10 protein-coding genes are annotated in these 13,790 nt (G+C 66.4%); 6 read left to right on the forward strand and 4 right to left on the reverse strand.

Features of this window, described 5'->3' with window-relative positions:
- Positions 1-83: 83 nt before the first annotated feature.
- Together QMF22_RS06870 and yczR are read right to left on the reverse strand one after the other, a co-directional pair.
- Entirely contained in the window at positions 84-3,281 is a 3,198-nt protein-coding gene (locus tag QMF22_RS06870; protein WP_283451723.1) for an efflux RND transporter permease subunit, read from the reverse strand.
- Between the two features lie 35 nt (positions 3,282-3,316).
- Positions 3,317-4,777, reverse strand: a complete 1,461-nt coding sequence (gene yczR, locus QMF22_RS06875; protein WP_283451725.1) for a MocR-like transcription factor YczR — start codon at positions 4,775-4,777, stop codon at positions 3,317-3,319.
- 63 nt (positions 4,778-4,840) lie between these two features.
- On the opposite strand from yczR, the gene yczE reads away from it, so the two are divergent.
- Positions 4,841-5,446: a membrane protein YczE gene (gene yczE / locus QMF22_RS06880; RefSeq protein ID WP_283451726.1), complete on the forward strand. Its 606-nt coding sequence runs from the start codon at positions 4,841-4,843 to the stop codon at positions 5,444-5,446.
- A 547-nt stretch (positions 5,447-5,993) separates the two neighbouring features.
- Here yczE and QMF22_RS06890 read toward each other — a convergent pair.
- Positions 5,994-7,160 (reverse strand): M20/M25/M40 family metallo-hydrolase, encoded by a 1,167-nt coding sequence (locus QMF22_RS06890; protein WP_283451729.1) that lies wholly within the window; start codon positions 7,158-7,160, stop codon positions 5,994-5,996.
- Between the two features lie 111 nt (positions 7,161-7,271).
- On the opposite strand from QMF22_RS06890, the gene QMF22_RS06895 reads away from it, so the two are divergent.
- From QMF22_RS06895 to QMF22_RS06910, 4 genes are all read left to right on the forward strand, one after another.
- Positions 7,272-8,066 carry a CPBP family intramembrane glutamic endopeptidase gene (locus QMF22_RS06895; RefSeq protein ID WP_283451731.1) on the forward strand — a complete coding sequence of 265 codons (795 nt, stop codon included), beginning with the start codon at positions 7,272-7,274 and terminating at the stop codon, positions 8,064-8,066.
- A gap of 88 nt (positions 8,067-8,154) precedes the next feature.
- Entirely contained in the window at positions 8,155-9,042 is an 888-nt protein-coding gene (locus QMF22_RS06900) for a DUF4097 family beta strand repeat-containing protein (RefSeq protein WP_283451733.1), read from the forward strand.
- The gene (locus QMF22_RS06905) at positions 9,039-9,779 is read left to right on the forward strand and encodes a PadR family transcriptional regulator (protein ID WP_283451735.1); all 741 of its coding nucleotides are present in this window, start codon (positions 9,039-9,041) and stop codon (positions 9,777-9,779) included. Before QMF22_RS06900 ends, QMF22_RS06905 begins: the two co-directional genes overlap by 4 nt.
- Positions 9,780-9,969: 190 nt before the next feature.
- Positions 9,970-12,099, forward strand: a complete 2,130-nt coding sequence (locus QMF22_RS06910; RefSeq protein ID WP_283452619.1) for an APC family permease — start codon at positions 9,970-9,972, stop codon at positions 12,097-12,099.
- A 21-nt stretch (positions 12,100-12,120) separates the two neighbouring features.
- Here QMF22_RS06910 and QMF22_RS06915 read toward each other — a convergent pair whose 3' ends face one another.
- Positions 12,121-13,206 carry an NAD(P)-binding domain-containing protein gene (locus tag QMF22_RS06915; RefSeq protein ID WP_283451737.1) on the reverse strand — a complete coding sequence of 362 codons (1,086 nt, stop codon included), beginning with the start codon at positions 13,204-13,206 and terminating at the stop codon, positions 12,121-12,123.
- A gap of 152 nt (positions 13,207-13,358) precedes the next feature.
- Between QMF22_RS06915 and QMF22_RS06920 the strand changes: the two genes are divergently transcribed.
- On the forward strand, positions 13,359-13,646 hold the full coding sequence (locus QMF22_RS06920) for a DUF3073 domain-containing protein (protein ID WP_283451739.1): 288 nt from the start codon (positions 13,359-13,361) through the stop codon (positions 13,644-13,646).
- The last annotated feature ends 144 nt before the right edge of the window (positions 13,647-13,790 follow it).

Below are 13,790 nucleotides of genomic sequence, written 5' to 3' on the forward strand. Positions count from 1 at the left end.
TTCAGCCCCTTGAACCCGGGCATGGGGCCGAAAGCGACGTCTCGCACGAATCAAGGGGCAGAAGTTGGCATCTCGCACCGAATTCAGGCGGACCGACGCACCGCACGCCGCTCGCGCGTGCCCTCGACCAGCAGGTAGAGTACCGGCAGCACGATCAGGGTCAGCACCGTTGACGATACGAGCCCGCCGATGACGACGAGGGCGAGCGGCTGCGAGATGAATCCACCGTGGCCGGTGAGGCCGATCGCCATCGGCAGCAGCGCGAATATGGTGGCGAGCGCCGTCATCAGAATAGGCCGCAGCCGCCGGCTGGCACCGGCCACAAGGGCGTCGGGCACCGAGCGACCGCGTCGCCGATACTGGTTGACCAGGTCAACGAGCACGATCGCGTTGGTCACGACGATTCCAATCAGCATGAGAACACCGATGAGCGACGGCACCCCCAGGGGAATGCCGGTCACCACCTGCAGCGCGATTGCCCCCGTCGCCGCGAATGGCACCGATACGAGCAGCAACAACGGCTGCAGCAGCGACCGGAAGGTCGCCACCATCACGATATAAACGATGAGAATGGCCACGAGCATCGCCACGCCGAGCTGCTGAAAGGCTTCGGCCTGATCGGCACTCACTCCGCCGAGCGTCGCGGTCGCCCCGGTCGGCAGCGTCGTGTCGGCGAGCATCTGGTTCAGCTGCGCGTTCGCCGTGCCCAGGTCATCGCTTCCGGGGGTCGCCGACACGGTCGCGGTACGCAGCCCCTTCGCCGTGGTGAGCGTGCTCGGACCCTCGACCTGTTCCACGGTCGCAAGGGTATCCAGAGCCACCGCTCCGGTACGGGTGGGAATCCGCAGGGCCGCGAGATCGGCGGCAGTCGTCGGCGGCGACTGCGCCGACAGGTAGACGGTGAGATTGGTCTCGTCAATCACGATCGACCCGATCGCACTCGGCTGCATGGCCTGCGACACCAGGCTGCCGAGAGCGAATTCGCTCAGTCCGGCCGCGGCTGCCGCCTCCCGGTCGACCGTGACGGCCAGATAGGGCAGCGAGGCGGCGAGGGTGCTCGCGCTCTCCTTGATCGCCCCGAGTTTCTGTACCGCGCTGAGAATGGAGGTAGTCGCGGTCTGCAGGTCGGCATCCGTTGCGGCCGTGATATCGACGGCGATGTCGGAGGATGCCCCGAAACCGCTCGCCGCGGCCACGGAGACCTGGCCGACATCGCCCAGTTCGGCCAGGGCCGTGCGCGCGTGGTTTTGCACAGTGTCGGCGTCGGCACCATCGGCGGTCGTGATCGAGTAGGTCACCGCGCTCGACGTGGGCGCCCCGCCGCGGAACGCGCTCGCGGCGCTGCCTCCACCGATCGAGAGCTGCACGATGTCGATACCGTCCAGGTCACGCAGGGCTTTTTCGACCGAAGCGGATGCCGCATCCTGCGCGGCCAGGCTGCTGCCGACCGGCAGGGTTTGGGTCACCCGAAAGGTGTTCTGCCCGGTGGATCCGAGAAAGTTCACCTTCATGAACGGCACGAGCGCCGCCGTTCCGCCGAGAACGAGCACGGCGAGCATCAGGGTCGCGACGGCATGTTTGAGGGTGAATCGGATCACCGGAAGGTAGCCCCTCTGCAGCCGCCCCGGGTTCTCGCCGGCCTCGGCCGCCGCCGACAGCCCCGTTGGCCGGTCCGCTGCCAGACCGGACGAAGCGGATGCCGCGGCCGCGTGCCGCGAGTGCCCGGCGGTTGCCGGAATCGCCGGCTCTGGTTCGGCGGCGAGGGCGGTTTCGTCGGCAGTGATGGCCTGCGGCGCCCGCAGAAACCAGTACGCGAGCACGGGAACGATGGTCAGCGACACCAGCAGTGAGGCCAGTAGCGCGATCGTCACGGTGAGCGCGAACGGCCGAAACAGCTCGCCGGTCGACCCGCCGACGAAGGAGATGGGCAGGAACACGGTGACCGTCGTGACGGTGGACGCCGTGATGGCCCCGGCCACTTCGCGCACCGCAAAGACGATCGTGGCGGCGCGGTCGGCGCCGGCGACGAGGTGTCGTTTGATGTTCTCGATCACCACGATGGAGTCGTCGACGACCCGGCCGATGGCGATCGTGAGCGCGCCGAGGGTAAGGATATTGAGCGAATAACCCACGCTCTGCAGCCCGATGAAGGTGATCAGCACCGAGGTCGGAATGGAGATCGCCGTAACCAGGGTGGCGCGCACCGAGAGCAGAAACAGCAGAATCACGATCACCGCGAAGCCGAGGCCGAGCAGGCCCTCCTGGGTGAGCGCGTCAATCGATTGCTGGATGAACGGCGCCTGGTCGAACACGACAGTGAAGGTCGCGGGCGCGACGGCCGCCTCGAGCTGCGGCAAAATGGCGCGCACCGCCTTCGACACGTCGACCGTGTTCGCGGCGGGAACCTTGGTGACGGCAATGGTGAGCGCGGGTTCGCCGTTCACCCGGGAGATGGTCGTGATTGGGTTTTCGACGAGCGCGACCGTGGCGACGTCGCCGATGGTCGTGGGGGCGGCATCCGCTACGCCGGTGAGACCGGTGGAACCAGCGATCACGGGCAGCGCGGCAATGTCGTCGACCGAGCCGAGCTTGCCGCCGGCCTGCACCGACAGGGTCATGTCGCCCTCGGTGATGGCGCCGGCCGGAATCAGCGCCCCGTTCTGCTGCAGGGCGTCCCGCAGGTTTTGGGTGCTGAAGCCGCGGGCGGCGAGTTCCTCGGCGTTGGGCGTTATCGTGACGCGGCGGCCGATGTCTCCGATCAGGGCGGCATCCCGCACTCCGGCCACGTCGCGAATGTCGCCGAGTACGCTGCGCTTCAGCTGGTCGGCGAGCGCCACGGTATCGCTCGAGGTGACCGCGAGCGAGATCACCGGAAAATCGTCGATGCTGCCGCTGATCACCTGCGGGTCTACGTCGGCCGGCAGCACATTCTTGATGCGGTTGATGGCCTGGTCGATGCGGGATTCGGCCTTGACCAGGTCGGTGCCGTAGGTGAAGGTGGCGCTGACCAGCGAGGAGTTGGTGTTGCTCGTCGTCGACGTGGTTTCGAGGCCGACCAAGCCCTGAATGGCGGTCTCAATCGGGGTCGAGACGTCGTCGTTGACCACCTGCGGCGACGCGCCCGGGTAGCTGGTGGACACGAGCAGCTGCGGCAGTTGCAGCGACGGAATCAGCTCTTGCTTGAGCCCGGTCAGGGCGAGGCTGCCGAACACGGCCGCCACAATGGTGATGAGGGCAATCAGCGCCCGATTTTTCATGCTCACTACCGCGAGAAAATGCACCCGCTCAGTATGCCAGTGCGCGCGGGCTGCGCGGGTCAGACCACTTCGGCCAGGTACCCGGTGTCGATAAACGGATGCCGCAGCAGCGATCCCCAGGCCGCCTCCAGCGCGTCGACGGCCCGGTCGGTCTCCGGGGCGGAGTGTGAGAACGGCACTCGCAGGAATCGCTCGAAGGCCCCGTCGAGGCCGAATCGCGGACCGGCCGGCACGAGCAGCCCGTGGCTGCGCGCGGCGAGTGCGAGCTGCGAGCTCACGGGGCTGCCGAGGTTGACCCAGACGGTGATGCCGCCGTCGACGTGGGGAACATGCCAATCGGGGAAGGTATCGGCCAGGCGGCGTTCCAGGTGGTCGCGGCCCACGCGCAGAAGCTCACGCCGGCCGGCGAGAATGTTGGGCATGTCGGCGAGCAGCCCGGTCACGATGAGCTGTTCGAGGATGGGCGTGCCGAGGTCATTGGCGCTGCGGGCGGCGACGAGCTTCTGAATGAGCGCCGGTTCCGCCCGAATCCAGCCGAGGCGGATGCCACCCCACACCGTCTTACCCACCGACCCGACGCTGACCACACGTGGTGCGGACCGAGCGTCGGCGCAGGCCGCGAACGGCGGAAATTCGCCCTCCCGGTCAATCGTGAGCTCGGCGATGGTCTCGTCGATGATGAGCGTCGTGCAGGCGTCCGCAGCGGCGGAGGCCACCCGTTCGCGCTGCTCGGCCGGCATGCTCTGGCCGGTGGGATTGTGAAAGTCGGGCATGAGGTAGCCGACGACCGGGCCGCTCCGCTGCAGGGTCTGCAGGAGGGCGGCTTCGTCCCAGCCCCGGGTGGCCGGGTCGTCGTGCGGCCCGCCGGCCGACACGTTCACGGCGGCGAGGCGGGCGCCGGCCGCACGCAGGGCCTCGGCCGCGTGCGGGTACGTCGGTGATTCGATCACGGCGCGGTCCCCCCGCCCCACGAGCACGCGGGCGAGCAGGGCGATCGCGTGCTGGGCACCGAGGGTCACCATGATCTGTTCCGGCGCGGTCGGCAGGCCGCGGTCTGCATAGCGGTCGGCGATGGCGGCCCGCAACTCGGGAATGCCCACGGGGTCGAAACCGGAGTCACCCAGGTGCCGAGGCAATTCGGCGACGGCGTGCGCTGCGGCATCCGCTAGCCCGGGCAGTGCCGGCATTGTGGCCTTGCTGAAGTCCAGGGTTCCCTCCGCTGCCGGAGTGGGACTGGGCGCGCCGTCCCCCGGCAACCGCACAACGCTGCCCGACCCGCGCACGCTGCGCAGGTACCCCGCGTCGCGCAGCTCACGATAGGCCGCCGTCACCGTGGTTCGACTGACACCGAGGCGCTCGCTCAAATCGCGTTCGGCGGGCAGGCGGCTGTCGGTGGGGATACGCCCGTCGAGGGTCAGCAAGCGGATGCGATCGCCCAAGGCTCGATACGCGCTCGCCCCGCCGCGCCACTCGCCCAACAGAGCATCCAGGCCCCTCGCACTCAGGTGGTTCTCGCTCATGAGGCCACTCTAGCCAGATTGGCATCTTGATTACAGGCCAGTTATGCAATTGGATTGCTAACTATGACCCGTCGAATCACGCAGCTGCTTATTGGCCTCTTCCTCTACGGAATCGGCATTGCTCTGATCGTGCGTGGCGGCATCGGGGTGGCGCCGTGGGACGTGCTCACCCAGGGCATCGACAACCACACCCACCTGGGCTTTGGGCTGATCACGATTCTGACCAGCGCCGTCGTGCTCCTGCTGTGGATTCCGATTCGGCAGAAGCCTGGCTCCGGAACGCTGCTGAACGCCGTGCTCGTAGGCCCGGCCGCCGACGTCGGCCTGTGGCTCATTCCGGCCGACCTCGACCTGTGGCTGCGGGTGCTCTTGTTCGCCGCAGGCCTATTGATGATTGCCGTCGCAACCGGCCTCTACATCGGGGCACACTACGGCCCCGGCCCCCGCGACGGCCTGATGACCGGTCTGCACAAGCGCACCGGCTGGAAGATCTGGATCGTGCGCACCGGCATCGAGGTGACCGTGCTCGGCGTTGGCTGGGCGCTCGGCGGCAACGTGGGAATCGGCACCGCGCTGTTCGCCGTACTGATCGGCCCCCTCTGCCAGCGCACTCTCCCTCTCTTCGCGATCAAGCGCTCAGCGCCCACCGCCCTGGTTCCGACTCCCTAAAAGCGGTCGAACCCGGAGCTTGTACAATCTTGCGAAGCAAGGAGCACGGCGGTTGGGTCTCCTGCGGGGTTGCGAGTTTTGCGGTGTTTGAGCGAGGAGCAGGTGTCCCATCCGACGCGCGGGCCGCCTACGAAACAGAACTGAACTACAGGTTCCGCTCTGCACAGATCACCATGGCATCCCGCACAAACGACGCCCCCGCCATAGTTCGCCGCAAACCGCTCGTCCGCCACGTACATCTCCGCGAGTCCCATGAAGTACTTTCGACCGACCGGATCTGTCGGGCCAGTCGTTCGTGCTCCGGCCGGAGCCAGCGGAGGTGATGCAGCAGCGCCTCGCTCTCGCCCAGCTGCTGTGCGAGGACCTCGCCGATGGCCGGCAGGCCGAGTCCGAGCGCGCGCAGCATCAGAAGAGCCCAACCCGGCCGATCCGCCGGGGTCTTCGGGTTTCGAGCTGCGGGTGCACGAGGTCGTGCTCACCTCCATCGATCCCGACAACACGCAGCTGATCATCGAGTCCTGGAACGAGGGCAGGGGGTTGCAGCGAATCAGCCAGCTGTAGGCCCGCAGAACTCGGTGATCGTGCCCGTCAGAATGTCAGCGAGCGCGCGCACCGACTGGGCGTCGGCCCACTCCGTGTCGGCGTGCAGGCCGTCGCCGTCAGCGCCGACCACGACGCAGGGAATTCCGGCTTCGAGAATGAGCCCGGCATCGGTCCAGAACGGTTCGCCGCGCGTGACCGCCGGGCGTCCGAGAACCCGCTCGGCGTTCGACGTCAACGCGCGAACGATGGGCCAGTGCGGCTCGGCCTCGAAGGCCGCCCGCGCCACCAGCCGCGTCAGCGTGAACTCAAACTTCGGCTCCTCCACTGCCACAGCAGTGAACAGCGCGCGCAGCTCGGACTCGACCTGCTCCGGGGACTGGCCCGGTAGCATCCGTCGTTCCAGGGTCAGCACACAGTGGGCCGCGACCGTGGCCGCATCGTCGCCGCCGGCGATCTTCGACACCCGCACGGCGCCGTGGCCGAGCGTGGGGTGGGCCGGTTCCGCGTGAAGTCGCTGCCGCAGCCCGTCAAGGGCGCCGAGCGCGAGGCCCGCGTGCCAGATGGCGTCGACGCCCAGCTCGGGCTGCGAGCCGTGTGCGGCCCGGCCGGTCAGTTCGAGTTCGAACCAGGCGAAGCCGCGGTGGGCGGTAGTGAGTTCAAGGCTGCTCGGCTCGATCACCAGGGCGGCGTCGGCGCTCACTGTTCGCAACACCTCCTCGGTGCCGATGCTGCCGAATTCCTCATCGGCGACCAGCGTCACGATCACATCGCCGGCCAACTCGCCGGCGGATGCCCGCACCGACGCCGCGAGAATCGCCGCGAGCCCGCTCTTGGTGTCGACGGCCCCGCGCCCGAACACCCGGCCATCACGAAGATCACCACTGAACGGGTCGCCAGCATAGGTCGCGACGCCGACCGTGTCGAGGTGGGCGTTGAGCATGATCGAGCGGCCGGTGCCGGTGCCGTGCTTGACGCCGACGACCGACGGACGCCCGGGAGTCTGCTCCAAAACCGTGACCTCGAAACCCTGCTGGCGCAGCCACTGGCCGCACCAGGCCGCAATCTCGGCTTCCCCGGCGGCTCCCGGCACGAGGTCGGGGTTGACCGAATCGATGCGCACGAGCTGCTGCAAAATTGCGACGGGGTCGCTCTCCGGGAGTAGACGAGTCATCCCTAAAATCTAGGCCCTCTCGCGAGAGCGGGAAAACCGCTGCTTCCGGGGGCTGCTGCAACACTTTTTCCGCTCTCGCGGAACTGGGAACTGCGCTGGGTAGGGTGCAGCATGGGCACAACATCACGGTGGGGGCTGATTCCGGCGGCGCTGGTGAGCGCATCCGCTGTGCTGTTGTTTGCCGTGAGGATGCCGCTGGCCGGCTACTTCGTGCTCGCCATGGCACTCGTGGTCGCCTTTGTGATCAGCCGGGCCTTGTTTCGCGACCTTCTGCTCATTGCCGTCGGCCTCGGCATTATCAGTACGATCTCGGTCGAGGCGAACATCAGCTACCCCAATATCGCACTCATGGGTACCGTGCTGAGCCTCTCGGTGCTCGTGCCCTACCTGCTCTCGCGGTACTACTTCAAGGACCACACGATTCGGTTTCCGATCCGCACCGGGAAGCGCTGGACCACCCTTGAGAAGGCGTACCTGCCGATCGTGGTGCTGCTCGGGTATCTGATTCTGCCGAGCTACTTCATCGGAAGCGGCGCGTACCAGAACTGGCCCACGGTGACCGCTCCCGACGAGATCGCCCGGCTGTTCGTGGGCGTGGGTTTCGTAGGCATCTGGGATGAACTGTTCTTCATCTGCATCGCCTTCGCCCTGCTTCGACGGCATTTTCCCGATTGGCAGGCCAATATTCTGCAGGCGGTGATCTTCTCCTCTTTTCTCTGGGAGCTCGGATATCAGAGTTGGGGGCCGCTACTCACCGTGCCGTTCGCGCTGCTGCAGGGCTATACGTTCGCCCGCACCCGGTCACTGACCTACGTGGTCTGCGTGCACCTTCTATTCGACGTCGTGGTGTTCCTCGTGCTCGTGCACGCCCACAATCGCGACTGGTTGAACTTTTTTCTGTACTGACCCTCTTGCGCCTCTCAGGAACGCGCTATATCGTGTCTTTTAGAACACGCGATATAGCGCGAGTTTACCCTTCTGAAAGGACAACCCAGTGTCACTGGAAAAATGGCTGGTCGCCCCCGGGCAGACCAAAATCATCGACGTCGAACTGGTGCGCAAGCTTAAGGTCGGCCTCATCGCCGGCACGGTCGACATCATCGGCCATGACGAACCCGGGGCCCGCATAGAAGTGCACGGCGTTACCGGCAAAGACCTGAAAATCTCGATGGACGGCGACCGCTTGGAAATCGACCACCCGCAACTGCGTTGGGACAACTTCATCGAGGTCTTCGCCTCGTTCCGCGGCACCGCGCGAGCCGAAGTGAGCATCTCGGTGCCCCGCGATGTCGCCCTGCGCTTCGGCGTCGTCTCGGCCGACGCTCTCATCTCGGGCCTCCGCAATGATGCCAAGCTCAGTACCGTCTCCGGCGACCTTGTCGTCGACAACGTACAAGGCGACCTTGAGCTCAACGCCGTGAACGGTGAGATCTCGGTGCGCAACCACGTAGGAGCCCTGGTCGTGCACACCGTGTCTGGTGATATGACGGCGAGCGGAAGCATCCGTCAACTCACGCTCGACGGGGTCTCGAGCAATGTGTTTCTCGACCTCACCGGCACGCCAGACCAGATTGTGACGAACTCGGTCAGCGGCAACCTCACCGTGCGGCTCGAGCCCGGCGTGTCCGCGCGCTACCACCTCAACACCCTCTCCGGCACGCTTCAGCTCGACGACCAGACCGTGCGCACCGCCTTCGGCAAGGGCTACGAAGGCTCCACCGGCGCGCTCGACGGCAGCTGGGTCGACGTGCGCTCCAACTCGGTGTCCGGTGACATCTCGGTCGTGCGCAGTGACCCCGCGAGCCCCAGTCCAGCGGATGCGACTGCTCCCGGCACGGCCGACGCGCACGCCCCGGCCCACTCCCCCGAGGACCCGGCATGAGTGCCATGTTCGCCCACGGCAGCCTGCGCCTGTACCTACTGAGCCTGCTCAACGAGCGGCCCCGGCACGGCTACGAGCTGATCCAGGCGCTGAGCGACCGGTTCGGCGGTACCTACAGCCCGAGCGCCGGCACGATCTACCCGAGGCTGGCCAAGCTCGAGGAGGAAGGCCTCGTGACGAAGCAAGCGGATGGCCGCAAGACCGTCTACGAGATCACCGACGCCGGCCGGGCCGAACTGCTCGCCCGTGAGGGAGAACTCGGTGCGATCGAAGACGAGGTGACCGACTCTGTTCGCCGCCTGGCCGACCAGGTGCGCACCGGCGTCAACTCTGCCATGAAGACCCTGCGCGCCGACCTCGCCTCCGCCGCCCGGCAGGCCCGCGACGCGTCAGCGCCGCCAGCTTGGCGCGGCTACGACGGCACGCCGGAATCCTGGGACCCGGCGGGCTCGTCAACCTGGCAGAGCCCCACGCCCACGTCTACCGGCCCGACGTCGCCCGACGGACCTCCCGCACCACCGACTCCGACCGCCCCGAACGAGGACACGTCTGCTCGGCTGGACTCCCGCCGCGCCCTGAACGAAGCCGACATGGTGCTCAACGAGTTTCGGCAGCAGCTGCGCACCGACCTCCGCACGCAGGCCGCCCGTTCCACCGTTCCAAGCGACACCGTGCCGTCCCTGCGCCGACAGCTCGCCGACGTGCGCGCGAACATCCTCGCCACCCTCCACCCGTAGGTTCTGCCGAGACCGCCAGCGCCAGTCGATGGCGGTCTCAACAGGCTCGACCAGCGGGATGGGAGGGTTTGGCAGACCCAGTTCGCACCGTCGCCGGGGCCCACACGCATCCGCTTGAGAACATCGCCGGAATCGCCCAAGTACACACTTTGATTTGACAGTGGCCGCCGTAGGTGTAGTGTCGTCCCTCGTGACACCCGAGGCGAACGCCCCAGTACCGGAAAGCCGTTCACCCAAGCGGTGGATCATCGGCGATCCGCTCCCAACCGAGCATTTGGACGGCCAGCTGCTGCCCAAACACCTCGCCCTTCCCATCTTCGCGAGCGACCCATTGTCGAGCGTGGCCTACGCGCCGCAAGAACTCCTCATGATCCTGACCCTCGGCGGACTTGCCTTTCTGAGCTTCGCCCCCTGGGTTGCCGCGGTCGTCGTCGTGCTGCTCGTCGTGGTGGTTGCCTCCTATCGCCAGCTGATCAAGGCCTACCCCTCGGGCGGCGGCGACTACGAAGTCGCGCACAAGAACCTGGGCGAGAAGGCCGGCCTGGTCGTCGCATCCGCTCTGCTGGTGGACTACGTGATGACCGTGGTCGTGTCGGTTGCCAGTGGTGTGGACAACATCATCTCGGCCCTGCCTTTTCTGGCGCCGCTGCGGGTGGAATTCGCCGTCTTCTTCATCATTCTGCTCGCCGCCGTTAACCTGCGCGGGGTGCGCGAGTCGAGCAAAGCCTTCGCCATCCCCACCTACCTGTTTGTGGCCAGCGTGCTGCTCATGATCGTGGTCGGCCTCGTGCGGGTCGCACTCGGCGATGCGCCCACCGCCGAATCCGCCGGATTCGATGTGGAGTCGCACAACCTGGCCCAGTCAGCATTCATTCTGCTGCTGCTGCGCTCCTTCGCAAGCGGATGCTCCGCCCTCACCGGCGTTGAGGCCATCGCCAACGGGGTGCCAGCATTCAAACACCCCAAGGTTAAAAACGCCCAGCGCACACTCACCCTCATGGGCGCGATCGCGATCGTGCTGTTCATCGGGCTCACGATCCTGGCCCTCGTCTCCAAAGTGCACTACTCGGAGAATCCGTGTGACCTGATCGGCTGGGCCGAGTGCGCCACGGCACCGCAGCGCAGCCTGATCGCGCAGGTCGCGGCCGCGACCTTCGGCAACTACTCGATCATGTTCTTCGTGCTGCAGGCGGCCACCGCGGCCGTGCTACTGCTCGCCGCGAACACCGCGTTCAACGGGTTCCCGTTGCTCGGCTCGGTGCTCGCGCAAGACAAATACGCACCCAAGTCGCTCAGCACCCGCGGCGACCGCCTAATCTACTCGAACGGCGTCGTGCTGTTGGCCCTCGCCGCGTGCGTGATCATGGTGGTGTACCGGGCCAACCTCACGGTGCTGATTCAGCTCTACATCATCGGTGTGTTCGTGTCGTTCACTCTCGGCCAGACCGGCATGGTGCGGCACTGGATCAAACTGCTCAAAAAGAACCCGCCGAACCGAGGCTCGATCATTTTGAGCCTGTCGATCAACGGTTTTGGTGCCGCTCTGACCGGTGTGGTGCTCATCGTCGTCACCATCACCAAGTTCACCCACGGGGCCTGGCTGGTATTCGTGATGATGCCGGTGCTGTTCTTCCTCATGATGGGCGTCAACCGGTATTACCGCGACGTCGCCAAGGAGATTGAAGTCGACCCGATCACGACGTTCGGGTCGCAAGGCGACCACGCGATCGTGCTCGTCGGCAAGATGCAGAAGCCCGTGCTGAAGGCACTCGACTACGCCATCGCGGCACGGCACGTCAGTCTCGAGGCCGTGCACGTCTCCATCGACACCGCCGAAACCAAGGAGCTCAAACGCGCCTGGGTGAAGCAGAACATCCAGGTGCCGCTGCGCATCGTCTCCTCGCCGTACCGCGACATCAGCTGGCCGCTGATCAACTACATTCGCGGCCGCCGTGATGATCACGGCGCCGAGGTGATCACCGTCTACACGCCCATCTACATCGTCGGCCACTGGTGGGAAGGCCTGCTGCACAACCACAAGGCTCGCCGCCTGCGCCAGAAGCTGATGCTCGTGCACGGCGTGACGATCGCCCTGGTGCCGTGGCTGCTCGACTCCTCGGAGCTCATCTACGGCCGCCGTTCCCGGCCGATCCCCGGCCAGGACCGTCGTGGCGAACCGGTGCGTTCGCGCCCGGTTTCGCGTCGTCCGCTCGCACCACCGACCGGTGCGATCGACACAGCAACCAGGTCGACCACGACCGTCGGAACCGTTCCGCCGCAGTCGCGACCCTCGGCATCACGCAGGCGCAAGCGCAAGTAGCGGCGGGCATCCGCTTATGGGCTAGAGCTTGGCCATGATCTGTCGAGCGATGATACGTCCGGCCCGATTGGCGCCCACTGTGCTGGCTTGCGGACCGTATCCGGCGAAGAAGATGCGCGGGTCGGTCCAGGACGCACCGGAACTGACTGAGACTCCGCCGGCCTTCTCGCGCAGTTTGAGCGGGGCCAGGTGCCGCAGCTCCGGCCGAAAACCGGATGCCCAGACGATCGCGTCGGCCTCGCTGAAGGTTCCGTCACTCCAGCGCACCCCGGTCGGTTCGATGCTCGCAAACATGGGCCGGGCCACGAGCAGCCCGCGGTCGATGCCGGCCGCAATGCGGCGGGTGACCGGCACCCCCGTGCCGCTGACGATGCTCGGGAGGGCCTTACCGGCACGGGCCGCGCGATCCTGTTGCATCACGGCCGCGACGGCGGTCACCTCGGCGAGCTCGTCGGTGTGACTGAAGTCGATCGGGCGACGTGACGCCCAGGTGAGGTCGCTGGCCACCCCCTCGAGCTCGAGCAGAAAGCCGATCGCCGACGTGCCGCCGCCCACCACGATCACGCGCTGGCCGGTGAACGCCTCACTCGAGACGTAGTTCGCCGTGTGCACCTGCGTTCCTTGGAACGTGTTCGCCCCCGGGTAATGCGGCACGAACGGCGCTCCCCAGGTGCCGGTCGCGTTGACGATCATGCGCGCATTGGTTTTCTGGTCGCCGAAGATTGGTGAACTCGTGGCCACGACCAGGTCGGACTGCAGCGGTGCCACGCTGGTCACGGTCACCGGGCGCACCACGTTCAGCTCGTAGTGCTGCTCATAGTCACGGTAATAGTCGCTGACGACGTCGCGGGCCGGCAGGTTTCGGTCGGCCGTGTCAAAGCTCAGGCCGAGGTCTTTCATGCCGGGAAGATCGTTGACTCGGTGCGCCGACCCGAGTTGCAGGGCCTGCCAGCGATGCTGCCAGGCACCGCCGGTGCCCGGTCCGCGGTCAAAGATTATGAAGTCCCGGCCGGCCACGAGCTCGAATCGGCGCAGGTAGAATCCCACGGACAGCCCGGCCTGGCCGGCGCCGATGATGACGATGGGCATGCTGACAGTGCCCGCCATGTCACCCCATTCCTACGGATTAGCCTTGCGAACGGCGTCCGCGGGGCGCAAGGCCCATCATGCTAAACTAAACTCTAGTTTTTACACATTCCGTTCGGCAAATCCCGAGGGTCTCGCGACTCGCTCGGCCTGGCATCGTAAGGGGGTCACGCATGGGGCGCGGCCGTCAAAAAGCAAAGCACACCAAGGTAGCTCGGGAGCTGAAGTATTTCAGCCCGGATACCAACTACAACGCGCTCGAACGCGAGCTCACCGGGCATCCGTCCGACCCGCGTCTCGACGAGGATCTGGCCAAGTGGCCGGAGTACGAAGCGGACAAGGCCAAGAAGGCCGCTGACGCCGGTGCCACGGACTCCGCCGACGATGACGACGATCCGGACGGCGACGATGACCGTTACGTCGACCACTACGCCACCGAAGACGAGAAGAAGCGCGCCTAACGCCGCCACAGTCTTTCGCGGCTCGCGGCATCCGCTCGAGCTGCAGCAATTCGTAGTCGCCACGATTCGTCGATCACGGGTTGCGCAGCCGTCTCCTGCTCACGCGCCTGGCCCGCGACGCGCGCCAGGCGGGCGAGGCGGCGC

This window comes from Cryobacterium sp. PH31-L1, from assembly GCF_030063145.1.
Taxonomy (GTDB): Bacteria; Actinomycetota; Actinomycetes; order Actinomycetales; family Microbacteriaceae; genus Cryobacterium.